The sequence below is a fragment of the Devosia sp. genome (assembly GCF_017744655.1).
In the GTDB taxonomy this organism is placed as follows: domain Bacteria; phylum Pseudomonadota; class Alphaproteobacteria; order Rhizobiales; family Devosiaceae; genus Devosia.
In genome coordinates this window covers 177,384-198,793 of record NZ_JAGIAW010000004.1, presented here as the reverse complement: position 1 = coordinate 198,793, position 21,410 = coordinate 177,384, and the positions used below count along the sequence as shown (strand labels likewise).

Sequence of the window (21,410 nt, the reverse complement as noted above, 5' to 3'; positions counted from 1 at the left end):
AAGGCCGTGGCAGACGCCGTCAAGCGCATCTCCGCTTTGGAGACGAAAGCGGCTCCTGTTTCGGTGGCCTCCGCGCTGATCGATCGAGACGGCCAGTTGGTGCTGACCTATTCCGATGGCTCCACCAAAGAGCTCGGCGTTGTGGTCGGCAAAGATGCCGAGGGCAAGCCAGGTGCCGATGGTTTCGGCTTCGACGACCTTGACGTCATCCACGATGGCGAACGCGGCTTCACGTTCCGCTTTGCCAAAGGGGAACGGGTCAAGGAATTCGCTTTTGTCTTGCCGGTGGTCATCGATCGAGGCGTCTGGGTCGAGGCCAAAGAAGGCGGCTATGCCAAGGGCGACGGCGTCACTTGGGGAGGTTCGTTCTGGATTTCCCAGAAGGACGAGAATGGTGACAAGCCCGATGGCGGCGATGGCTGGCGGCTGTCCGTCAAGCGTGGCCGTGATGCGAAGTCGGTCAAGGTCGGTGTGGGAGCATAGCGCATGCCTGACCTGATCACTTTGGAACAGGCCTTGCGCCACCTTCGGCTCGTCGTGGGCGATTTGCCCGATCCCGAGGACCATCCTCAGGCCGCCGACGTGCAGTTCAAGCTCGCCCAGGCCACAGGCATCGTCCTCGACTTCGTCAAAGATCCGGATGGCTCGATCAACAACTGGACCCCGGACGACTGTCCCGGCGCCGTGCAGGCCGCTACGGCCATTGTCCTCTCCGATCTCTGGGAAAACCGGGCCGGCAGCGCCGACGATGACGTGTTCCTATCCTTCGCCACCCGGGCTTTGCTCGAAAAGTACCGGAAGCCGACCCTCGCATGAACCTGCGCCCGCGAAACAACCGTGACCGCGTGACGGCTGGCGTGCGCGATCGCGTCATCCGCCTCGAGCGCTACGGCGTGACGAAAGACGAATTCAACCAGCCGACTACTACCTGGTCGCTTCTGGCTGATCGCTGGGCATCGAAGGAAGATGTCAGCGACGGTGAAAAGGTGCGCGCGTCGCAGGTTGGCTCATCGCTGACCACTCGCTTCCGCGTGGACTATGATGAACAGACGGCCAGCCTCACCACTGCCGACCGGCTGCTGCACGAAGGCAAGACCTACGACATCAGCGGCGTCAAAGAGATCGGAACCCGCGAGGGTATCGAGATCACGGCGTCACTGCCGGGCCCAGTGCTCGCAGCGGAGCCGGCGCCGTGAAGGTCACGGTAAAGGTTGATGGGTTGACCGCCATCGATGCGGCGCTGGATCAGTTCACTCCGACCAAGCGCCGCGCCATTGGTCGCAAAGCCCTCGACAATGCTGGACAGATCCTTGCACGGTCGATGCGCGACAAGGCGCCGGAGGGGAAGGGCTATCTCAAAGAGAGCATCGACGTTGGCGGTGTCCTCGCACCCGGCCCAAAGTCGGCACACCCGAAGGTGGCAGAGCAGGAACGCTATGTCGGCCCTGACAGCCGGCCGCAGGCGGTGCAGCAGGAATTCGGCAACGAGAACCATCCGCCCCAGCCATTCGCTCGCCCGGCATGGGACGAGACGCAAAAGGAAGTGCTCGATCGCATTGGAGACGAGCTGTGGCTCGGCATCGAGCGGGCGGCAACGGCTGCGGCGCGCAAAGCGGCAAAGGGCAAGTGATGCAAAAGGTCTTGGCAAATCTGCTGCTTGAGCATGCGCCGCTCGCCGCCCTGATCGATGATCATCTGCATTGGGACGTGATGCTGCCCGGCGCCCCGTTTCCGAACGTCGTCATGTTCGTGATCAGCGGTGTGACCAACTACACTTATTCCGGCCCTGACAGGACGCAACAGAACCGCATCCAGTTCGACAGCCGCGGCAGCACGGCGGCAGATGCTCGCGCTGTTGCTGATGCGTTGACTGAACGGCTCTCGGGCTTCCGTGGGGAGTTTCAGGGCACGAAGTTCAAGGGCTGCTTTGCCTCTGGGCAGCGCACCCGGCACGAGAAGGTCGACGGCTTGGAATGGTTCGTCGATAGCCGCGACTTCAACATCTTTTGGGCTCCGGCCTGATCCTGCCCTAGCGCGCCGTGGGCTGGCGCACCTCTTTTCAATTCCCTCAGGAGAATGAAATGGCTGATTCCGAAGCCGAGATTGGCTATGGCAGCGTCTTCGAAATGGCCGACCAGGACACGCCGACCGTGTTCATCGCGCTCGGCGAAGTGACCAATGTTGACCCGGGCGACGACCAGCAGGCGCGCGTGGAAGTCACGCACTATCAGAGCCCCGGCCGCACCCGCGAATATATCCCGGGCATGATCGAGCCGGGCAGCGCCACGGTCGAAATGAACTATGTGCCGGGCTCCGCCACCGACCTCGCCATTCTCGCCATGGTCGGCAAGAAGAACATCGGTCGCATCACCTTGCCGAACGGCGTGCGCAAGACGTTCCCTATCATCCGCGACACCTATGCCACGGCCATCCCGATCGACGACCGCATGACGGCAACGCTGACGCTGCACCGCGCCGGCGCGACCACGACCGACAGCGCCGAGGCTCCGGTCAACGGTCTGATCCCTTCCATCGCCGGCATTGCGCAGGTTGACGAGGTTCTGACTGCGGTACCCGGTGTCTGGGCACCCTTCGCGACATTCACCTACCAGTGGAAGAACGAGGGTGTGAATATTCCGGGCGCGACGGGCCCGACCTATACGCCGGTCGTCGGCGACGTGGGCGACAACCTCACCGTCGAAGTCACCGCCACCAATGGTGCTGGCGCAGCCTCGGCAACGTCTGCAGAAACCGCGCCTGTTCTCGCGGCGTAAGGAAGGCCCATGGGAAACCCAATCCGCGGTGAAGTTACCGTTGTTGCCGATGGCGTCAGTTACACGCTGCGCCTCGGCATGAACGCCATTGTCGAGATAGAAACGGCTCTCGACATCGGCATCGCCCAAGTAACTGAGCTATTTCAGGGAGAGGGCCTCAAGGTCGGGAATATGCGCCTGGTGCTCTGGGCGGCCCTGCGCGAGCGGCATACGGATCTCACGCTTGAGGATGCCGGCGACATCATGGGCCAGATCGGCCTCGCCGAAACTATCGCCAAACTGGGCGAGGCCATGCAGGCCGCGTTCCCTGAACCAGCGGCGGGTAAGAAGCCCTCGCGCCCTCAGAAGAAGTCTGGGACTGGCAAGGCCTCCTGACCGAGTTCCTGTCCTTCAACGACGACATGGCACGCTTCTGGGCAATGACACCGCGCGAGCTGGGTCTCTTCCTGGAAGCGCAGCGCCGCAGACTGATCCGCCAGTTCGATGCCGACGCTCGTGTGGCGTGGTTGACCGCGAAGCTGACCGCCTATGCTCCGGAAAAGGGCACGCGGTTCGTGAAGCTCGAGCGCCTCCTGCACCACGAGAAGAAGGTCGAGAAGATGGACTGGCGTCAGCAGGCCGCGATCCTCGACAGCTGGTGACTTTACACCCCGGCAATTCCTGTGCAGCGTGCGCCCTCGAAAATGGAGGATCGCATGCTGCTGAGAGTTTTGACCCTGACCCTGGCGCTCACCGGTGCCGCGGTCGCACAAGTTGCGCCAGATGACTTGGCGGAAGCCATCTCTGACAAAGCCCAAGGCTGCTGGTCGCTACTGCCATCGGACTATTCGCCGGAGAACGTCTTTGAACTCGACGTTCCGGTAAGCGCCGGCGGGGTGGTGAAGGGTATGCCAGAGGTGGTCAGCGGTGTTTCCACAATTGCACAAGGGGCGATCAGCAGAGCCGCCCAGCGCGCGGTGGTGCAATGCTCGCCATACCCCGAGGCGCGAGACTTCACTGGCGTCGTTCGAATAACGATGTCGCCTAAACTGTAAATCATCAGCCCGCCTCAATGGCGGGCTTTTTGTTTGGAGCTACGCATGTCTGGTTCTGCTCGCATTGGTGCCTTGCATGTGATGCTCGGCCTGGACTCGGCGCAGTTCACGGCGGGACTTGCGAAGGCACAAAACGGCATGGCGAAATTCGCCAAGGCGGCTGGTGTTGGGATGGCTGCCGTCGCTGCCGCAGGAACCGCCGCTGCCACAGCTTTCGCCTTCGCCATAAAGGGGGCCATCGACAACGCTGACCGCATGGGTGAAATCGCTCAGTCTCTCGGCATTACCGTCGAGGCACTGAGCAGCCTTGGCTACGTGGCCAAGATGTCGGGCACCGACGTTGAGACGCTGTCCGTCGGCCTGAAGAAGCTGTCCCAGAACATGCTGGCTGTTGCCGAAGGCGCGGGCGGTACGGCCGGTTCTGCTTTCCAGATGCTAGGCGTGAAGGTGAAGGACGCAGAGGGCAATCTCCGATCATCTGATCAAGTTCTCATCGACATCGCCGAGAAGTTTGCTGGCATGGAAGCGGGGGCATTGAAGACGGCGACTGCTATCCGTCTATTCGGCAAGTCAGGCGCAGACCTTATCCCCCTGCTGGACCAGGGCCGCGACGGTATTGCTGCCCTGACAGCAGAAGCTGACCGGCTTGGCATTACCATCTCCGGCGCGACCGCGGCCGCTGCGGGTCGCTTTAACGACGCTCTCGACCGTATGCAGAGCATTGCGGACGGCTTCACCAACAAGGTCATGGCTGGGGTGGTGCCTGCGCTGGATAAACTCGCCACGAAGCTCGCGGAATCGGCCACCAGTTTCGGCGGGCTTCAGGTGGCCGTCGATGTGTCGATTTGGCTGTTTAAACAGTTCCTGCAGTTCGTGGCTGAGGCAGAGGCCAACCTGAATTCTATGGCCCAGACCATCTACCTGCTGGGACGTGCCTTCGAATTCATCAAGCTCGGAAACATGCAAGGGGCCCTTGAGCAGCTCGGCGACATCGGCGTGGTCAACGATCAGATTTTCAAAGACCTGAAGGTGACGATCGACGACATCTGGAGTGGCGCAGACGGAGGCGGTGAAGGAACTGGAACGGGCTTTACCCCGCTAATTCCTGATATCGCCGAAATCAAAGCCGCTCAGAACGAGATGAAGAAGCTGGCCGACGAAGGCAAGCGCGTCTTCGAAGCCACCCGCACGCCGGCGGAAAAGATGTCACTGGAAATCGATCGGCTCAACAAGCTGCTCGACGCCGGCGCCATCGACTGGGACACCTACAATCGGGCTATGAAGCAGGCGCAGGATGACTTCGCCGAAGCCGAGCTGGCAGGTAACAAGTTCGCATCGACCATTGCCGACGGCCTCGCCAATATCTTCGGCCAGGTGATCGATGGCTCCAAGAGTGCGGTGGACGCGGTCGCCGAGCTTACCAAGCAGCTGGGCATGATGACACTGCAAGAAGGCTTCCGCGGCCTCATGGGCGGTCTGCTGAGCGGCGTGAGCGGCGGCGGAGGTATCGGCGGCATCTTCTCCGGCCTGTTCGGCGGCGGTGGTCTCAAGCTGGGCTATAACCTGCCTTCGTTCGACGGCGGCGGCAGCACTGGCTCCGGTTCTCGCGCTGGTGGTCTGGACGGCCGCGGGGGCTTCCTCGCGATGCTCCATCCCGACGAGACCGTCTTTGATCATACCTCATCGCGCAGCGGCGGCACTCAGGGCGGCGACACCTACAATATCGATGCGCGTGGCGCTCAGAAGGGTGTCGGTGCAGAGATCGCACAGGCGCTTGCCGACTTCTCGAAAAACACCCTGCCGTCGCGGGTCCAGCAGATCCAGCGCAATCCCCACCGGAGATAGCCGAGCATGGCACTTCCCGACACGCTGGGCCGCGACCAGTTCGCGGACCTGTTGCGCACGGCTGACATCAAGCTTGTGCAGGCGTTTCAGCAGCAGCGCTCGATGACGGGCGGCGGGGAAACCCGCTACGCCGATAGGGCGCCATCGCTTTATCGCGCGGACATTCGCCTTGCCACCATGGAGAACGCCGAGGCCGAAGGCATCATGGCGCTGATCAACAGTCGTGGTGGCGGGCTCAAGACGGTGTTGCTGTTCAACAGCCGAATGCCGTTCCCTGCCTCCGACCCTGATGGCTCCATCATCGGTGCCACCGTGCCCAAGCTCGGTGCCATCACTGATCGGTTGCATGTGGCCTTCACCGGCTTCCCTGCCGGCTATGTGCTGCCTCGCGGCATGTTCTTCGGAATCGTGTTCGACACCAGCCGGCACTATCTTGGCCAAATCGTTGAGCCGAAGGTGGCAAGCGGCGCTGGTGCTGTGACGGCCACTGAAATCTGGCCGCCTCTGCCCGCTTCGATCGCTGGCACGCCTGATGTCGTCGTGGCCAAGCCTGTCGGTAAATTCCGCATCGAGCCCGGCAGCGCCTTCGCGCCTTCCGTCGACCAGGTGAATGCGACCGTGCAGTTCACTGCCGAACAGACATACAGCCGGTAGGTTGCCATGTACGATCCAGAGACCATTGACGCTCTCGCGAGCGGCCAGATCGTCGTGCGCGACTTCTTCACGGTGAATGGCAAGACGCTCGGCGGTGCCGCGGCTCATTTCGCCTACTGGACGGGCGAGGATAATGTCGCCGTCAACGTCATTCCCGCCGGCGGTGGCTCGGTGGTAAGCCGAAACTTCGTCGGGGGCGGCACGCTCCTCGATGTGCCGGCCGTGGTCGATGCGATCGGCTTCGATGCGAACACGATTGCGATTGGCCTCGACCATATTTCCAAGGCCGTCGGTTCGCCGATGGACATGGTCTACGGCAACAATGTTCGCGTGGGTCGCGTCGAGCTGCACCGCGGCCTCTTCGATCCCGCAACGTGGAACCTCGTCTCAACGCCACACCTGCTGTTCGCTGGTCGCGTGGATCAACCATCTATCGACGATGCGGCTGCCGGCGGCGAAGGCGGGTTGACGCTTTCGGTCATCAGCAGCGCCATCGACCTCACCAAGACCAATCCAGCCATGGAATCCGACGAGCATCAGAAGCTGCGCGGTGATCGCTTTCGCCGGTGGGGCGACAGCGCCGCGACCGTCGAAACGTGGTGGGGTCAGGCAAAGGGCTCCTAAGTGTTTGATCCTTTCAGCATTCTGATCAACCTCATCCTTGGGGTTGTTCTCAGCGTTGCCGGCACTCTGCTGCAACAGGCCTTCGGCTCGAAAGAAGAGCAGGAGCGCCGCACCGGGACGCGCGGCTCTACCCAGATCGGCGGCAAGGTTCCGCAGTACTTCCTCGTCGGCACAGTAGGCGAGCCGGGCAAGCTGGAATACCAGAACGCCTGGGGAAATGACGGGCAGGTGCCGAACGCTTACCTGACGAGTGTGACTTCCTTCGGCGACCTGCCAGTGACGGCCATGTCGGGCCTTTACGTCAACGGTGTGCGCGTGACGTTGTCAGGTGCTGGCGCCGTGCCGCAGGGCTATCCGGTGCCGGAGCTGTCCAACAAGTTTTGGTGGAAGTTCTTCGACGGCCGGCAGCTCGTGGCCGATGGCTACCTGATCGACAAGTTCGGCGGCGATGCTGACCGCGCCTGGGCATCGGACATGGTCGGCATTGGTGTGCCGTACCTGATCACCACGGCACTCTGGGACGAGAACCTCTGGACCTCATTCCCGTCCGTGCTTGGCGAGTTTCAGGGCATCCCGCTTTATGACCCTCGCAAGGACAGCACTGCGGGCGGCGTAGGTGCGCAGCGCTGGGCCAATCCGGCGACATGGGCGTTCTCCGACAACAATGCCGTCATCATCTACAACATCGAGCGCGGCATATATTACAACGGCGCGCACGTCTGGGGCGGTAAGAAGACCGCTGCCGAAATGCCTTATGCCGTATGGGCTGCTGCCATGGATGCCTGCGACGAGGCGGTCGCGCTCGACGCTGGCGGTACCGAGAAGCGCTTCCGCGCCGGCCGCCGCATCAACCTCAACGAGCGCCCGGCCGATGTCATCAAGGAACTGCTGATCGGGTGCAATGGCCGCATCAGCCATGCCAGCGATGGTCTGGTCTTTATCCTTGTCGGCGTGCCAGCAGTCGCTGATGGCGCCTTCTCAGATGCCGACGTGCTGGCGACTGAGCCGCTCGGCTCGATCCCGTGGCCGAACCTCGACGAGATCATCAACGGAGCGACAGCGACCTATCGCGAGCCCCTGCAGGCGTGGGAAGACAAAGAGACCGCGCCTTACCTCCGCTCCGACCTGGTCGAGGCAGACGACGGCCGCGAGAACATCGAGGGCCTCGACCTCGGCACGACGTTCTCAGGCACCCAGGCGCAACGCGTCATCAAGGCGGTGATTGAGGAGGGCCGGCGCTTCGATACACACGTCGTGGCGCTGCCTCCGGAGTTTGCCCAGTTCCGGCCGTTGCAGGTGCTGGCATGGACCTCGGATCGCTTCGGCTATTCCGCCAAGCTGTTCCTCATCACGGCCCGCACGCGCGAACCGTTCGGCAATGTCGTCTTCGGCTTGCAGGAGATCGACCCGACCGACCATGACTGGAACCCCAGCACTGACGAAAAGCCGCTGAGCTTTGCGCCTGTCGTGACGAACCGGCCGGCGCCGCAGGAGGTGTCTGGCTTCTTCGTAGAGCCGGCCATTGCCTATGACAGCGAAGGGCGGCCACGTCGCCCCGCTATCGATGTGTTCTGGTCGGGCGCATCCGTCACGGTGGACGTAAGGGCTGTTCGCATCACCGTCGCGTTGCCCGATGAAGCCGATGAGGACGAACCGGGCACACTGGTCTGGGATAGTGAGGCGCCGAGGCCTGAACTCGGCTCAGCCCGCCTCGTTGAGGCGTTGCTGCCGAACCAGGCGTATTTGGTGCAAATCCAGTACACGCCTCACTCCGGCCGGGCGACTGTCGAAAGCGGGTGGTTGGCCGTCACGACGCCAGACGTACGATACACCTCGCTCGATATCGAAATCGACGAGATCCGCGACGAGGTTCTGGAAAGCGTCGGCGAGCTCGACCGAGAAACCCGCATCAACGTCCGCGATCTGATCGAGGACAAGCGTTCGCAAATCCTGCTGGCCGTGCAAGGGCAGCTTGCAGACTACAGCGATCGTCAGCTTATCCGTCGTGCTCTCGTCGCACAGGACGGGGCGAACCGGGCAGAGTACAAGGAGGATATCCTTGTTGCGACCGGACCGGGCTCCGCGATCGTCACGCGCATCGAGGAACTGCGCGCCGAAGTATTCGATCCAGATACCGGTCTGCCAGCGACCGCGGAGGCTGTCAGCCTCCTTTCGGCTGAGGTCCACAATCCCGATACGGGTTTGGAAGCCTTGGCCAACATGGTCGACCTGCTTTCAGTCAGCTATGGCGATGTATCGGCGGACGGCTTGCTTTCGGTCGAGGTCGGCATTGCGCCGTCCGGCGTGTCATCGCGGGCTATCCTGTCCACCAGGGCAACAGCGGGGGGCGCCGTGGCCTCCGCCGCCATGATGCTCGACAGCCGCATCATCAGCGGAACGCTGACTTCTGAAGTGCTATTGGTCGGCGGCCGGATTTCTCTGGTCGCATCGACCAGCCCAACGGCAACCAAGCGCGGCATGCTCGTGGTGGATGGCGACAATGTCTACATCGACAATGCTCGCATTCGGAGCCTGACCGCCGTCAACATCGCAACGAACAGCCTCGATGCGACCGTGATCAACGTGGCCAGCATCTTCGCCCAGAATGCAGCGATCGCCGGTCAATTGACGGTCGGCGCGTCAATCCTGATCGACGGGCCCAACGGGCGTATACTGGTGAGTGACTGATGGCCAGAAGGGTTGTTTTGGGTGCCCTTCCAGGTGGCGGAATGGGGCTGCGCGTGTCGCGGCCGGGGTTCGATGTTCTTGATCCAGCATTGGCCGGTCAGCAGTTGGCGTTCGACAGTCGCTGGCCGACTGCTGCGCGTCTTCATATGGAAGGATCAGTCGTCTGCGCGGCCGCTGGTAACCTCACGACGTACACCACCGTCGGCTTCGGCGTTGACTTCGGCGTGTTGCCACCTGTCCTCGTGCAGATGAACAATGGGAATGGATGGCAGAGCACTGACTGGAACTACAACGGCGGGAGCTGGCAAGCGGCTGGCGGGGCAATCGAGGCTTGCCGCATCTTCTCGAGCTACATGCAGTTCTGGCACCCGGTAGTGGCGCCAACCAGAACGTATCGATATCTGGTGATGAGACCATGGTAGGTCGTGTCGCAACAGGCTTCAGGCTTGGAGCTTATGGCATCTGGGTTTCAAAGCCCGGCATCGAGGTGCTGACAGCCGGAGACGCCGACTTGTTGCTGAGCAGCGACAGGAAGTCAGCTCAGGTCGTTGCGTCAGGGATCATCGCAGCAGCGACAAATGGCACTTATGTCATTTCCTGGCCCAGTACCGGCTTCACCCCGGTGGTCGTGGCCGGTTCGGCACGCTTTCCAGAAGCTCGGGCCGTCGTCACTGGCGTCAACACTGCGAATATTCTCGCGGGCATCGCTCAGGGCTTCTCCAGTTGGACTGGCGGAAACACCCCGATCTCTCCATTCACGATCAGTTGGATCGTGCTGAACATTCCGGGGTAACTGATGGTCAGACGAGTGTTGCTGAATTCGAGTGGCCTAAAAGTGTCCGTTCCGGGCGTCGATGTGCTGGCTGCAGGGAATAACCAGCTTCAGTTTTCCTCTGACTTTTCGGCGCTGTCTTTATTCACACAAGGCTATCATTCCTTGGCATGGAGCAGTGGCGGCAACGTCGCGGATCACGCGGCCTTCATCCCATTTGGGAAGACGTTCGCCTCGCCCCCGCTGGTGTGGTTTTTTCAGTACATGGGGAGCTACCTCATCCCTTTGGGAAACGCATATGGCGTAGCGTACAGCATTCAGGACGGCAGCCTTCCGGGCCAGCCCCGCAATTTCTATGTCAATTGCACTGTACTCACCAACGGCATCGATGTTCGGGCTTTCTACAACAAGCAGACGACCGGCTGGCCGCAGCCGAGCATGACCATCGCCTACTTCGTGTTCGAATATAATCTCTAGGGCTGGCAACCGCCGTCCGGAATGTGAGGATCAATGTCGACCCAGATAGCCCCTATCTCAGCTGCTGCGCACTACTCGACCAGCGCCGCATTCTGGGAGAACCACGCCAAGATATTGCAACACCAGCTTGACCGGGCGCTGACCCGCATTGCCGAGTTGGAGAAGGTCGAGCAACCACCTCCGCCCGCCGATGTCGGCAACACCGAAACCCGCTCTTGATCCAGCCGCCTCCGGGCGGTTTTTCTTTGCCTGAGGAAACCATGGCGATCGACATCACCATCAGCCACTACAGCGACGGGACAGCCACCGTTGCCGGCGTCAATGTCACCGGACAGGGCACGACATGGAGCCTCCTGCGTCCGGGGGATCAGTACGGCACTCATCGCGGCTTCGGCGTTCGCATTGCCGAGGTCATCGACGACACGCATCTGACGCTCGCCTATGATGTGCCGGCGCTCTACCAGACCGAAGCCGACTATGAAATCCAGCGCACGCCTTACGAGCTCGGCTACATGCAGGGCATTCAAGACCTGCTGCTGAAACTCGGCAACGGCAATCTCGATTCCTTCGCTGGTCTCAATGGCCTTGCCGACAAGCTGCCGATGTTCACCGGCCCGGGCGAACTGGCGCTGGTATCGAAGATCGATCTCGTCTCGGGCGTCAATTTCAACGTGCAGGTCGATGATCTGGCTGGCCGTGCCGCTTACGACAATGAGGCAACGGGCTTTGCAGTGCTAGTGGCCAATGTTGGCGATGGTCGCTCTGCCATCTATGCCAAGCGCAGCGGTGCAGCTGCAGACTGGTCGGACCCGGCCTATCTGACTGGTCCAGCCGTCACGCTCGAGGTGACGGAAGTCGACGAGGTGCCATATGGTTCACCGCCAGATGTCGTTCTCACCCCTGTCGCGGGCGGCTACAATTTGGCGTTCGAAATTCCCCGCGGGATGATGATCGAGCCTGGAACGACGACGACGTTGCCCCCTGGTTCTGACGCGATTGTAGATTTCGTCCCTGTAACAGGTGGCTATCGCCTCGACATATCTCTGCCGAAGGGAGACACAGGCGATATCGACGGCGTGACACCCTTCTGGATCACGCGGATCACAACAGATGTCGATGCCTCAGCAGCGCTCACCGGACTTGGCTTTACGGCGTTCTCGAAAGCCTTGATCGGCGACGCCGATTCGACAGCCGCTCGGACAACGCTTGGCGCGGTGGGGGCACCTGGAAGTGCCACGAATAACCACATCGCCGTATTCGACACCGACGGGAACCTTCTCAAAGACGGCGGAAAGACAATTGACGAGCTCGTCCCGGGCGACAACAGCATCACCAATGCCATTCTCGCCAATATGGCAACGGCGACATTTAAGGCGCGGGCGACAGCGGGCACGGGTGATCCAGAAGACTTGACCGCAGAACAAGCCCGCGTTGTTCTAGGCTTGGAATATGGCTTCCCATTGCTTCACGTGAGGGACGCTAAAGCGGTAGGTGTTGGGGGTGGCACCAACGTTGCTGGTGCTAATATCCGCGTCTTGAATACCGTTATTACAAACGATTTTGGTGCAACTCTTTCTAGTAACCGCGTGACGCTACCAGCGGGCACCTATTTTCTGGAGGCGTCCGCCCCTGGGCATGGTGTCGCCCGACATCAAGTATATATCGTTAACGTGACAGCCGGGGTAGACGTTATATTCGGGGTCAATGAGTATTCCAATAACACGGCACTACAACAAGTAAACGCTTCTATATCAGGCAGGTTCACACTTGCTTCGTCTTCCATGATTGAACTCAGACACTATATGCAGGTTGTTACGGCAGATGTTGGTCTAGGCGTTCCTAAAAGTGTCACGGGATATCCAGAAGTTTATGCCGATATGAAAATCTGGAAGCTAAAATGACCAACTTCGTCAAGATATCGAATGGTGTCGTCGTACAAGTCCAGCCGTACATCGAGGAGGGTTTTGTCGAAGCCCCGGATGATGTGGTTTGTGAAATGATCTGGGATGGCCATGCGTTTATTGACCCTCCCCCGTCTCCGGTCAGCGTGGAAGCCGCTAAGGCAGAGTTTCCCAACCTTGAGCCGGATCAGTTCTGGTTTGTGGTGCGGGTCACCGGTCACGAGCAGGAGCTTCGCGACTGGGTGGCAGGGCTCAACGATCCTGAAAGCCCGACTTACGATCCGATGGCTTGGGCCGTCGCATCGGCAAAGCTCGACTTCGCCAAGTTTTTCGAGCGTGATCATCCGCTAGTCGAGGCGGCTCAACAAGCGCTTGGCATGACGGCACAGCAGCTTGACGACCTCTGGAAATACGCTGCCGTCGGGTCAAGTTAACCCGTCCTAACGCCGCGCCACCGAGCGGGGCTTTTCATTTCCAACATCAGGAGAGCCTTATGGCCACGCTACTGAAGCGGGGGTCGCGCGGTGCTGCCGTGCGTGCCCTGCAGGATCTGCTCAACCGTGCCAATCACGGCGCCGGCTTCACGCCTCTTCCGCTGAAGATCGACGGCGACTTCGGCGAAGCTACCGACAAGGCCGTCAGAGTCGCTCAGGAACGCCTTGGACTGGTGGTTGATGGGAAGGTCGGGAAACAGACCAGCACCGCCCTGAAGCGCGCCGCGGAGGACGTGAAGCCGGGACGCGTCGAGCCCGACAAGTCGGCTATGCTCACCCCGCCACCGGCGACGGCAACCGGTGGCGACTTGGCCGTGCCGCCGCCGAACGTCGACAGCCTCGACCTTCTGGACACCGCTCGGGCGATCTCTGAAATCATCGTCCACTGCACGGCCACGCCCGAGGGAAAGGACTTCACCGTGGCCGACGTGCGTGCCTGGCATAAGGCTCGCGGCTTCTCCGACATCGGCTACCACTACCTGATCTATCCCGATGGCCGGATAATGCTGGGTCGCCCCATCGGCCAAGTCGGCGCTCATGTTCAGGGACACAACACCGGCACGATTGGCATCAGCTACTTCGGCGGCGTCTCTGCCGACGGAAAGTCCGCCAAGGACACGCGGACGCACCGCCAGCGGTCGTCGCTGCTCTGGCTGGTTCAGGCCCTCATCGCCAAGCACAAGGGCGTCCGCAAGGTCACCGGCCACAACCAATACGCGAACAAAGCCTGTCCCTCCTTCGATGTGCGCAAAGATCCGCTCGGAGCGCTCGCCGCCTGACCCCCAAATGGTATGTGCATGACGCACATGCCCTCAGGGTGTGGTCATGATGACCATACCTTTCACCACCACCCCTTAAAATGATCGGAAATGCCATGAAGCTGCCCAAGCAGTTTGCGGGCCTTGCTGTGCTCGCTCTCGTCACCCTCGTCATCTGGCCCATTGCCGTCTTCGCCCAAGAAGGCGCCGGTGTAGTTGCCGCCGAACCGACCTTCCTGCAGCAGCTTCTGGTGGCCGTTCTGCCAGCGCTGGGTCTCGCTATCACCGCCGTGCTCACCTGGGCGGCGAACGAGCTGCACAAGCGTACCGGAATCGACATCGAGGCCCGGCATCGTGAAGCCTTGCAATCGGCGCTCCTCAATGGCGTGAAATTCGCACTTCAGAAAGCGGGATGGCTGCCCAATACTCCGCTGCCGGCTAACCTGCTCGGCTTCGCCAGTAGTTATGTCAGCAGCTCGGTACCGGACGCCCTCAAGCACTTCAACATTGACCCGTCGGTGCCGCAGGGAATTGCTGTGCTCGAGCGCCTCATCACCCCGCACTTGCCGTTGCCGCTTGGCACTGTTCTGCCGAACGGCGACATGCTGGTTGGTCAGGTCCAGTGACCGGCGGGCGCCTACCTTACACAGGCCCGGCCCTATGGGTGTCCATCACCCATAGGTTCGGCCCCCGCATGCCGGAGTGGTTCATGGCTGGCCATATCCTGCTCTTCGGCGTCGTGCTGCTCGTGGCCCAAGGGCTCTTCATGCAACCGACGTGGTCAGGCTTCCGCAATCTGTTTGCCTTCACCGGTGCGGATGGCGGCTCAATCCAATTCTGGATGGGTGTGGCCATGGTCCTGACTGGCCTCGCGCGCTTCGGTGGCCTCATCGTCAACGGCGCCCGCAAACACGTCACCCCGCGCATCCGCCAATTCTCGGCCGGCGTGGGGTGCCTCATCTGGTTCGGCATAGTCTATGGGTTCGCCTCTTCCGACGTGTTGAGCACCTGGCTCGCCATCTATCCGCTCTTTGGCGTCAATGAGCTGGTCAACATCCACCGTGCCGCGCACGACGAAGGGGAAACGCGGAATGGCCGAACTGGCTGAATTACTGCAGTCGCTGCCAACGCCGGCGCTGATCGTCTTTGCCGCCGTCCTCGCCTTAATCTTTGGCGTTCGCCACCTCGGGCTGCTTCAAGGGCTCAAGGCGCCGGCGGCGGCGTCTGAAACCAAGGCACAGGTTGCGGCGGTCATCGTCGATCCCACCGCGCTTGTCGCCGCGTCTGCTGAAGTGTCTGGGCTTGCGGTGGCAGTGACGGAAGGAACTGTCGCGCTGAAGAAGCACACCGCAGCTATGGAGCGACAGGGCGAGCGTCTCGATGCGCTTGCCGATGGCATGGACAAGCTCCGCACCGAACTGATCCGCGCCGCGGCTAAAATGGAGTAGCCCTCAGTTTTGAGGAGATGTCATGTGCCATGCCATGTGCCACGTCGGCGCTTTACGTGGTTTGATGACCGTTGATTTACAACGACTTAGCTGGACGGCACATGGTGGCACATGGGGGTTCCCTCACGCTTAGGAAACCTGCGCCAAACACTTGATTTCATTGAGAGAAAAATGGCGCGCCCGAAGAGATTCGAACTCCTGACCCCCAGATTCGTAGTCTGGTGCTCTATCCAGCTGAGCTACGGGCGCGCATACCGCTAAGTCGCGGCGGGCATTTCGGGGCGGAGCTGATTGCTCGTCCGAAAGCGAGGCAACCCATATAGCGGTGTTCGCCGCATTGCAAGCGTGTGACAAAAGCTTTTTGTGTTTGCACTCAAAGGCTGTGAATATCTTTTGGCAGGGTCAGCGTGAAGCGCGTGCCCGGCTCTTCCATATCGACATGGCGCAACGTGCCGCCATTGGCCTCGGTCAATTCGCGGGCAATGGCGAGCCCCAACCCGGTGCCGCCAGCGCGGGCGGAGCCTTCAAAGGCAACGAAAAGATTGTCCCGCGCCCGCGGCGGCAGTCCTGGTCCATTGTCGGTGACGCTGAGCGTTGCCACCGCCCCTTCCGCGCCGGCTGTCACATCGATGCGGTGTTCGCCGGGCTTCTGGCTGGCCTCGAGCGCCTCGCGCGCATTTTTCAGCAGATTAACGAGAACACGCGTCATTTGCCCCGCGTCGACATAGACGAAAAGGTCTTCTGGAACAGACGCAGAGAAGGCAACGGTGGGATGACCGACGAGATGGGCTTCGAAAGCCGCGTCGTCGACCAGCGCCTTGAGGCTCACCTGCGTCGGCTGCGGTACGCTGGCGGCTTCGCGACCATAGTCGAGCACCGATTGGGCAAAACCGATGGCCCGGTCGAGCGTCGTCACGAGGCGGGGGGCCAGACGCTGCACTTTTGGATCGTCAAGCGTTGCCACTTGGTCGGAAAGCAATTGCGCCGAAGTCAGCGTATTTCTGAGGTCATGATTGATCTTGGCGACGGCAAGCCCGAGATCGGCGAGGTGCCGCTGCTGGCGCAGCATGGCAAAAAGCTCACTCTCCATGGCGGCAAGTTCGCGCTCCAAAACGCCGATCTCGTCGGCCCGCTGCGTCGGCGCCAGAATCAGGGTGGCGTTCTCCGGCGCCTTGCGGAAACGCAGGATATTGGTGGTCAGCCTTTGCACCGGCAGGATGAAAAGCCGGCTGACGAGCATGTAGAGTGCGAAAGCCGTGACGGCTGCGATCCCCAACGAAGCCAGCACGATGTTGCGCGAATAGTCGATCATATCGCTGCGCAGGGGGCGCTCGGGCATGAGAATTTCGACGAGGCTTTCGTCGAGGTCACCTTCGCCCACGATACGCAGGGTTCGTCCGGGTCCGGCAAAGAGCGTATCGAGCGCACCGACGATAAGGCTCGGCAGGTCGCGCTGGCGCATGTCGGCTGTGACAACCCGTTCGGGCGTCACAGGATCGGCAAGCTCGATAAGCTGGCTCTGCCCGGCGCGGCGATAGACGATTGCATACGCCCCGGCCGAGGTCAGCAGACGGTCGGTCAGATTGCGCGGCAGAGCCATGACATCGGGTACGGCATCGAGCACGCGGGCCGCAACAATGCCTACGCGCAGGCGATCGTCGAGCCAGGAAGCGCGAAAGGTGGCGAGAGAGGGGAGATAGACGATGATCTCAACGAGCAAAATTACCGCGATAATGGCGGCAATCAGCTTGTTCGAAAGGCCGGAGAACCGGCCCGGTGTGACATTGGATTCGTCTGTCATCGCGACTCGATCATAGGAGATGACAGGCCTGGGCGTCAGCCCCTCGACCTAAAGCCTCAGCCAGCGCCGAAGCGCCCGGCCACCCTGCCCTTTAGTGGATACGTTTTGAGCAGCCAGATAGTTCTCCCCGAGGCGGGAAAAAATCTCAAAGAGACTGGGACGAGGCAGCGCCAGATCGGCTAGATCGGCAAGCCCCACCTTGCGGTTCATGGCCAGGGCCAGGGTTCCCGCAAGCTCCGCAGCGAAGGGATCGACTAGGCTCGCACGCTGGATCTGGCCTCTCCCGTCAAGCGCCAGCTTGACCAACCCGCGCTCGCTGCCCATTGCGGCGGCGCGATCGTTTTCAGCCATATTTTCCCGCAGGATCGTATCACCGGTGCGAGCTTTTTCTGCACGCGGAGCCAGTGGCCCGATCTGGGCAATCGCCGGTTCGGTTTCAACAAGACGAGGAACCAGGAATTGGCCATTGCCTCGCCGCCGTCCCAGCAAGGCGTCGACCACAGCGCGTCCATGTGCCCGCGCGACATTCCACTCTTCATGGCCCGCAGCAGTGCCGGCAGGCCGAATGGTGCGGGAGGCATTGGTCCCCGGTCTCAACCGTGCTTTGGCAATATCGAGTTCATCAAGATCGACCTTCCGACCAGCAGATACCAGCACATGGGAGGCATCGAGCGTTTCACGAACGCCGCCTTCAGCCTCGATTTCGACACCGATTCCCTGCGAACGCCGATTGATGGCAACAACTTGCGCGCCGGTTCGAACCGAAATGCCTTCTTCGGCAAAGGTACTGAGCAGCAGGGAAACGGCTTCGGGATCGAAATCGGACAATAGCGGACCATGTGGCACTAGCGTCACTGCCGCGCCCAGCCGGCGCTGCAATTGCGCCTGCTCGACCGCGGCAGCGTCCGAACCGACGATGACAAGGTGGGTCAGCTTACGCTGGTTCTCGAGGATCGAATCCACGGTAAAGGCATCGATATCGCCGAGACCCGGAATATCGGGAACAGCGGGCACCCCACCGATGGCAATGATAACCTTGCCCGGCTTGATGGTGATGTCCCCGACCAGCACGGATCGGCCATCGACGAAACTGACCGCGCCCCGCATCACCGTCACGCCCTGCGCCGTAAGAACTTCTGGTGATGTCGCTCGGATGCGATTCTCGACCAGCCGATTGGCCCGCTCTGCCACCTGCTTGGCGGAAAGCTTGAACTCGGAGGCACCCACGCCCAATTCCGGTGCGCGCCGCATGTCCTGGGCCCGCTTGGCGCTCTGCACCAGCGAGGCCATGCGTAGCGCCTGTTGCACGGCATCGCCCGGCTCGGGTCGGTCCCGATCGGCCAGGACGACGCTGGCGCCGAGACGCCGCGCATAAAGGGCCAGATCGACACCGAGCGTCCCGGCACCGATTATGCAAAGGTCAGGAGATGTGGACACGAGCCAGATTCCGCGGCGGGCTAAACAATGGTCCACTTATGCGGTCATATAGGGAGCCTGACAACAGGCTGGAAAGCACAAGCTTGAGGCCCATCGCGCGTTGACTTGGCCCATGCTTTTCCCTATAGACGCCACGAACAAAGCTGGCGCGCCCTGCCCGTCGGCCGGACAAGTTTATGCGCATATGCGCCAGAAATAGAGGAACCGTGCTTAAGCGCGGTTGAAAGTCATGAAGCGTACTTATCAGCCCAGCAAGCTCGTGCGTGCTCGTCGTCACGGTTTCCGCGCCCGTATGGCCACCAAGGACGGCCGTGCGATTCTGAACCGTCGTCGTCGCGACGGCCGCAAGAAGCTCTCGGCCTAAGGCTGTTGGCCGGATGACGGCCGACGCGCAAAAGGTCGCGACATTGCGCCGTCTCCGGCGGCGCTCGCAGTTTTTGAGGGCAGCCCGGGGCAATCGCGCCGGGCGCTCTGCGTTTGGGCTACAGGTTGTTGCCGCCGAAGACGAATTGCCCGGGGTGGGCTTCACCGTCACCAAGAAGGTGGGCAATTCGCCGGAGCGCAACCGCATGAAGCGTCGTCTGCGCGCGGCTGCGGCAGCATGTGCCGATGACTTTCTGCCCGGCCATGACTATGTGCTGTTGGCAAGGCGCGAGGCCCTGAGCCGCCCGTTTGCCAAAATGATCAAAGACCTCAACGGTCTTATCGCCAAAGTCCATGACACAAATGTGCATGACACAAAGGCGGATGATAATCGGAGAGGGGCCGGGCATGGCCCACGGAACACGACACCATGAATTTAGATAATCGCAATGTGATTCTCGCCGTCGTGCTGAGCATGCTCGTGCTGTTCGGCTGGCAGTTCTTCGTTGCCGGGCCGCAGCTGGAGCGCCAGCAGCGCCAGAACGAAATCGTCGCCCAGCAGCAAGCCGAACAGGCTGCCCTTGCCGTGCCCGCAACCACTGCCGATGGTACGCAGGCGGCCGCAACCGACCAGCCGCTCTCGTCGCAGACCTTTGCCGACCGTGCCACTGCCATTGCCGCGTCGAACCGCGTCGCCATCGACACCGAGGATCTCGCCGGCTCGATCAACCTGACCGGCGCTCGTATCGACGACCTGCGTCTCGAAAAATACCGCGAAACGGTCGACCCCAATTCGCCGATCATCACGCTTCTGAGTCCCTCGGGCGCTCCGGGTGGCTACTATGTCGAACACGGCTGGGCTCCAGCCGCCGGCGCCACCATCGCCCTGCCCGATGCCAATTCGGTCTGGACGCTTGAAGGCGACGCGACGACCCTGACCGCCGCCACCCCGGTGACGCTGCGCTACGACAATGGCCAGGGCCTGATCTTCCGCCGCACCATTGCGCTCGACGAGCACTATCTCTTCACCATCACCCAGACCGTGGAAAATACCGGTTCGGGCGATGTGGCCCTCTTCCCCTATGCCCGCGTCGTTCGCCAGGGCACCCCGCCGGTCCAGAATTTCTTCATCCAGCATGAAGGCCCGATCGGCGTTCTCGGCTCCAACAACTATGTTGCGCGCAAGTATCACGACCTCCAGAACGAGCGTCAGGTCGATTTCCCCTCGACCAGCGGCTGGCTCGGCATTGCCGACAAATATTGGGCGACCGCCGTGCTGCCCAAGCCCGAAGCCAGCATCAATGCCCGCTTCGCCTATACGAGCCAGGGCACGACGCCGATCTACCAGACCAATTATGTCGAAACCCAGCCGGTCATCGTTCCGGCCGGCGGCACGGCGAGCGTCGAAAGCTTCGTCTTTGCCGGCGCCAAGGAAGACCGCGTCATCACCGCCTACCAAACCGAGCACGGCTTTGACCGTCTCGAACTCCTGATCGACTGGGGCTGGTTCCACTTCCTCACCAAGCCGATGCACTGGCTTCTGGTGACGCTCTATGGCCTCCTGGGCAATTTCGGCCTCGCGGTTCTCGCCGTGACCGTTATCGTCAAGGCGATCTTCTTCCCGCTTGCCAACCGCTCCTACGCGTCCATGGCCGCCATGCGCCGCGTGCAGCCGGAAATGAAGGCTATCCAGGAACGCCTCAAGGACGACCGTCCGGCCCAGCAGCAGGCCATGATGGAGCTATACAAGAAGGAAAAGATCAATCCGCTCTCGGGTTGCTGGCCGATCCTTATCCAGATCCCGGTCTTCTTCGCGCTCTATACGGTTATCTTCATCTCCATCGAGATGCGCCATGCGCCGTTCTTTGGCTGGATTCAGGATCTTGCCGCGCCCGATCCGACCAATATCTTCACCCTGTTCGGCCTAATCCCGTGGAATCCCACGACCCTGCCGCTCATCGGTTCGTTCCTGCATCTCGGCATCTGGCCGGTGATCATGGGCATCACCATGTGGGTGCAGATGAAGCTCAACCCGCCGCCGCCGGATCCGACCCAGGCGATGATCTTCAACTGGATGCCGATCATCTTCACCTTCATGCTCGGCGCTTTCCCCGCCGGTCTCGTGATCTACTGGGCCTGGAACAATACGCTCTCGGTAACCCAGCAGTGGGTGATCATGAAGCGCCACGGCGCCGAGGTGAACCTCTTCGGCAATATCCTGGACACCTTCCGCAGGAAGCCCAAGCCAGCAGAAAATTCAAAGAGCTAACCGACATTCCCGCACCATTCGGGGCCCGCTGGAAAATCCAGCGGGCCCCAGTCTTTGAGGCCGAGCACCGC

General features: G+C 61.3%; 28 protein-coding genes and 1 tRNA gene. 26 read left to right on the top strand and 3 right to left on the bottom strand.

Annotation, left to right across the window (positions count from 1 at the left end; translation table 11 throughout):
• Nucleotides 1-6 precede the first annotated feature (6 nt).
• The 23 genes from J7557_RS10305 (at nt 7) to J7557_RS10195 (ending at nt 15,469) form a co-directional block, all read left to right on the top strand.
• Nucleotides 7-483 carry a hypothetical protein gene (locus J7557_RS10305; protein WP_291419971.1) on the top strand — a complete coding sequence of 159 codons (477 nt, stop codon included), beginning with the start codon at nt 7-9 and terminating at the stop codon, nt 481-483.
• Nucleotides 484-486: 3 nt separating this feature from the next.
• On the top strand, nt 487-816 hold the full coding sequence (locus J7557_RS10300; protein ID WP_291419970.1) for a head-tail connector protein: 330 nt from the start codon (nt 487-489) through the stop codon (nt 814-816).
• Nucleotides 813-1,196 carry a phage head closure protein gene (locus J7557_RS10295; RefSeq protein ID WP_291419969.1) on the top strand — a complete coding sequence of 128 codons (384 nt, stop codon included), beginning with the start codon at nt 813-815 and terminating at the stop codon, nt 1,194-1,196. The genes J7557_RS10300 and J7557_RS10295 overlap by 4 nt, the downstream gene beginning before the upstream one ends.
• The gene (locus J7557_RS10290; protein ID WP_291419968.1) at nt 1,193-1,630 is read left to right on the top strand and encodes an HK97-gp10 family putative phage morphogenesis protein; all 438 of its coding nucleotides are present in this window, start codon (nt 1,193-1,195) and stop codon (nt 1,628-1,630) included. Before J7557_RS10295 ends, J7557_RS10290 begins: the two co-directional genes overlap by 4 nt.
• A complete protein-coding gene (locus J7557_RS10285; protein ID WP_291419967.1) occupies nt 1,570-2,022 on the top strand; it encodes a hypothetical protein in 453 nt (150 codons plus the stop codon). The genes J7557_RS10290 and J7557_RS10285 overlap by 61 nt, the downstream gene beginning before the upstream one ends.
• 59 nt (nt 2,023-2,081) lie before the next feature.
• Entirely contained in the window at nt 2,082-2,774 is a 693-nt protein-coding gene (locus J7557_RS10280) for a phage tail tube protein (protein WP_291419966.1), read from the top strand.
• A gap of 9 nt (nt 2,775-2,783) precedes the next feature.
• Nucleotides 2,784-3,149 (top strand): GTA-gp10 family protein, encoded by a 366-nt coding sequence (locus tag J7557_RS10275; RefSeq protein ID WP_291419965.1) that lies wholly within the window; start codon nt 2,784-2,786, stop codon nt 3,147-3,149.
• 26 nt (nt 3,150-3,175) lie between these two features.
• The gene (locus tag J7557_RS10270; RefSeq protein ID WP_291419964.1) at nt 3,176-3,415 is read left to right on the top strand and encodes a hypothetical protein; all 240 of its coding nucleotides are present in this window, start codon (nt 3,176-3,178) and stop codon (nt 3,413-3,415) included.
• Between the two features lie 54 nt (nt 3,416-3,469).
• A complete protein-coding gene (locus tag J7557_RS10265; protein ID WP_291419963.1) occupies nt 3,470-3,808 on the top strand; it encodes a hypothetical protein in 339 nt (112 codons plus the stop codon).
• A 45-nt stretch (nt 3,809-3,853) separates the two neighbouring features.
• Nucleotides 3,854-5,653 carry a hypothetical protein gene (locus J7557_RS10260; RefSeq protein ID WP_291419962.1) on the top strand — a complete coding sequence of 600 codons (1,800 nt, stop codon included), beginning with the start codon at nt 3,854-3,856 and terminating at the stop codon, nt 5,651-5,653.
• A 6-nt stretch (nt 5,654-5,659) separates the two neighbouring features.
• On the top strand, nt 5,660-6,307 hold the full coding sequence (locus tag J7557_RS10255; RefSeq protein ID WP_291419961.1) for a hypothetical protein: 648 nt from the start codon (nt 5,660-5,662) through the stop codon (nt 6,305-6,307).
• A gap of 6 nt (nt 6,308-6,313) precedes the next feature.
• Complete coding sequence (locus J7557_RS10250) at nt 6,314-6,931, top strand: hypothetical protein (protein ID WP_291419960.1); 618 nt, start codon at nt 6,314-6,316, stop codon at nt 6,929-6,931.
• Nucleotides 6,932-9,619: a phage tail protein gene (locus J7557_RS10245; RefSeq protein ID WP_291419959.1), complete on the top strand. Its 2,688-nt coding sequence runs from the start codon at nt 6,932-6,934 to the stop codon at nt 9,617-9,619.
• Nucleotides 9,619-10,041: a hypothetical protein gene (locus J7557_RS10240; RefSeq protein ID WP_291419958.1), complete on the top strand. Its 423-nt coding sequence runs from the start codon at nt 9,619-9,621 to the stop codon at nt 10,039-10,041. Before J7557_RS10245 ends, J7557_RS10240 begins: the two co-directional genes overlap by 1 nt.
• Nucleotides 10,035-10,412, top strand: coding sequence for a hypothetical protein (locus J7557_RS10235; RefSeq protein WP_291419957.1), 378 nt, complete (start codon nt 10,035-10,037; stop codon nt 10,410-10,412). Before J7557_RS10240 ends, J7557_RS10235 begins: the two co-directional genes overlap by 7 nt.
• 42 nt (nt 10,413-10,454) lie before the next feature.
• A complete protein-coding gene (locus J7557_RS10230; RefSeq protein ID WP_291419956.1) occupies nt 10,455-10,868 on the top strand; it encodes a hypothetical protein in 414 nt (137 codons plus the stop codon).
• Nucleotides 10,869-10,901: 33 nt separating this feature from the next.
• Nucleotides 10,902-11,087, top strand: coding sequence for a hypothetical protein (locus J7557_RS10225; RefSeq protein ID WP_291419955.1), 186 nt, complete (start codon nt 10,902-10,904; stop codon nt 11,085-11,087).
• Between the two features lie 41 nt (nt 11,088-11,128).
• On the top strand, nt 11,129-12,769 hold the full coding sequence (locus J7557_RS10220; protein WP_291419954.1) for a hypothetical protein: 1,641 nt from the start codon (nt 11,129-11,131) through the stop codon (nt 12,767-12,769).
• Nucleotides 12,766-13,203: a hypothetical protein gene (locus J7557_RS10215; protein WP_291419953.1), complete on the top strand. Its 438-nt coding sequence runs from the start codon at nt 12,766-12,768 to the stop codon at nt 13,201-13,203. Before J7557_RS10220 ends, J7557_RS10215 begins: the two co-directional genes overlap by 4 nt.
• Nucleotides 13,204-13,262: 59 nt before the next feature.
• Complete coding sequence (locus J7557_RS10210) at nt 13,263-14,042, top strand: N-acetylmuramoyl-L-alanine amidase (protein ID WP_291419952.1); 780 nt, start codon at nt 13,263-13,265, stop codon at nt 14,040-14,042.
• A 95-nt stretch (nt 14,043-14,137) separates the two neighbouring features.
• Complete coding sequence (locus J7557_RS10205) at nt 14,138-14,647, top strand: hypothetical protein (RefSeq protein WP_291419951.1); 510 nt, start codon at nt 14,138-14,140, stop codon at nt 14,645-14,647.
• An 83-nt stretch (nt 14,648-14,730) separates the two neighbouring features.
• Nucleotides 14,731-15,129: a hypothetical protein gene (locus J7557_RS10200; RefSeq protein ID WP_291419950.1), complete on the top strand. Its 399-nt coding sequence runs from the start codon at nt 14,731-14,733 to the stop codon at nt 15,127-15,129.
• Nucleotides 15,113-15,469, top strand: coding sequence for a hypothetical protein (locus J7557_RS10195; RefSeq protein ID WP_291419949.1), 357 nt, complete (start codon nt 15,113-15,115; stop codon nt 15,467-15,469). Before J7557_RS10200 ends, J7557_RS10195 begins: the two co-directional genes overlap by 17 nt.
• A gap of 172 nt (nt 15,470-15,641) precedes the next feature.
• Here J7557_RS10195 and J7557_RS10190 read toward each other — a convergent pair.
• From J7557_RS10190 to J7557_RS10180, 3 genes are all read right to left on the bottom strand, one after another.
• Nucleotides 15,642-15,718, bottom strand: a tRNA-Arg gene (locus tag J7557_RS10190).
• Nucleotides 15,719-15,842: 124 nt separating this feature from the next.
• Complete coding sequence (locus J7557_RS10185; protein ID WP_291419948.1) at nt 15,843-17,270, bottom strand: HAMP domain-containing sensor histidine kinase; 1,428 nt, start codon at nt 17,268-17,270, stop codon at nt 15,843-15,845.
• A gap of 48 nt (nt 17,271-17,318) precedes the next feature.
• Nucleotides 17,319-18,707 carry an FAD-dependent oxidoreductase gene (locus J7557_RS10180; RefSeq protein ID WP_291419947.1) on the bottom strand — a complete coding sequence of 463 codons (1,389 nt, stop codon included), beginning with the start codon at nt 18,705-18,707 and terminating at the stop codon, nt 17,319-17,321.
• Nucleotides 18,708-18,936: 229 nt separating this feature from the next.
• On the opposite strand from J7557_RS10180, the gene rpmH reads away from it, so the two are divergent.
• The 3 genes from rpmH to yidC are packed head-to-tail and all read left to right on the top strand — an operon-like array spanning nt 18,937 to nt 21,339.
• Nucleotides 18,937-19,071, top strand: coding sequence for a 50S ribosomal protein L34 (rpmH, locus tag J7557_RS10175; protein ID WP_035077916.1), 135 nt, complete (start codon nt 18,937-18,939; stop codon nt 19,069-19,071).
• A gap of 13 nt (nt 19,072-19,084) precedes the next feature.
• On the top strand, nt 19,085-19,504 hold the full coding sequence (gene rnpA, locus J7557_RS10170; RefSeq protein ID WP_291419946.1) for a ribonuclease P protein component: 420 nt from the start codon (nt 19,085-19,087) through the stop codon (nt 19,502-19,504).
• Nucleotides 19,501-21,339: a membrane protein insertase YidC gene (gene yidC, locus J7557_RS10165; protein ID WP_291419945.1), complete on the top strand. Its 1,839-nt coding sequence runs from the start codon at nt 19,501-19,503 to the stop codon at nt 21,337-21,339. Before rnpA ends, yidC begins: the two co-directional genes overlap by 4 nt.
• Nucleotides 21,340-21,410 lie beyond the last annotated feature (71 nt).

Bases quoted from the DNA above. Each gene is read 5' to 3' on its own strand.
- J7557_RS10300 (WP_291419970.1), top strand. From the start codon at position 487: ATGCCTGACCTGATCACTTTGGAACAGGCCTTGCGCCACCTTCGGCTC.
- J7557_RS10295 (WP_291419969.1), top strand. From the start codon at position 813: ATGAACCTGCGCCCGCGAAACAACCGTGACCGCGTGACGGCTGGCGTG.
- J7557_RS10280 (WP_291419966.1), top strand. From the start codon at position 2,082: ATGGCTGATTCCGAAGCCGAGATTGGCTATGGCAGCGTCTTCGAAATG.
- J7557_RS10275 (WP_291419965.1), top strand. From the start codon at position 2,784: ATGGGAAACCCAATCCGCGGTGAAGTTACCGTTGTTGCCGATGGCGTC.
- J7557_RS10270 (WP_291419964.1), top strand. From the start codon at position 3,176: ATGGCACGCTTCTGGGCAATGACACCGCGCGAGCTGGGTCTCTTCCTG.
- J7557_RS10265 (WP_291419963.1), top strand. From the start codon at position 3,470: ATGCTGCTGAGAGTTTTGACCCTGACCCTGGCGCTCACCGGTGCCGCG.
- J7557_RS10260 (WP_291419962.1), top strand. From the start codon at position 3,854: ATGTCTGGTTCTGCTCGCATTGGTGCCTTGCATGTGATGCTCGGCCTG.
- J7557_RS10255 (WP_291419961.1), top strand. From the start codon at position 5,660: ATGGCACTTCCCGACACGCTGGGCCGCGACCAGTTCGCGGACCTGTTG.
- J7557_RS10250 (WP_291419960.1), top strand. From the start codon at position 6,314: ATGTACGATCCAGAGACCATTGACGCTCTCGCGAGCGGCCAGATCGTC.
- J7557_RS10240 (WP_291419958.1), top strand. From the start codon at position 9,619: ATGGCCAGAAGGGTTGTTTTGGGTGCCCTTCCAGGTGGCGGAATGGGG.
- J7557_RS10235 (WP_291419957.1), top strand. From the start codon at position 10,035: ATGGTAGGTCGTGTCGCAACAGGCTTCAGGCTTGGAGCTTATGGCATC.
- J7557_RS10225 (WP_291419955.1), top strand. From the start codon at position 10,902: ATGTCGACCCAGATAGCCCCTATCTCAGCTGCTGCGCACTACTCGACC.
- J7557_RS10220 (WP_291419954.1), top strand. From the start codon at position 11,129: ATGGCGATCGACATCACCATCAGCCACTACAGCGACGGGACAGCCACC.
- J7557_RS10215 (WP_291419953.1), top strand. From the start codon at position 12,766: ATGACCAACTTCGTCAAGATATCGAATGGTGTCGTCGTACAAGTCCAG.
- J7557_RS10210 (WP_291419952.1), top strand. From the start codon at position 13,263: ATGGCCACGCTACTGAAGCGGGGGTCGCGCGGTGCTGCCGTGCGTGCC.
- J7557_RS10205 (WP_291419951.1), top strand. From the start codon at position 14,138: ATGAAGCTGCCCAAGCAGTTTGCGGGCCTTGCTGTGCTCGCTCTCGTC.
- J7557_RS10200 (WP_291419950.1), top strand. From the start codon at position 14,731: ATGGCTGGCCATATCCTGCTCTTCGGCGTCGTGCTGCTCGTGGCCCAA.
- J7557_RS10195 (WP_291419949.1), top strand. From the start codon at position 15,113: ATGGCCGAACTGGCTGAATTACTGCAGTCGCTGCCAACGCCGGCGCTG.
- J7557_RS10185 (WP_291419948.1), bottom strand. From the start codon at position 17,270: ATGACAGACGAATCCAATGTCACACCGGGCCGGTTCTCCGGCCTTTCG.
- rpmH (WP_035077916.1), top strand. From the start codon at position 18,937: ATGAAGCGTACTTATCAGCCCAGCAAGCTCGTGCGTGCTCGTCGTCAC.
- rnpA (WP_291419946.1), top strand. From the start codon at position 19,085: ATGACGGCCGACGCGCAAAAGGTCGCGACATTGCGCCGTCTCCGGCGG.
- yidC (WP_291419945.1), top strand. From the start codon at position 19,501: ATGAATTTAGATAATCGCAATGTGATTCTCGCCGTCGTGCTGAGCATG.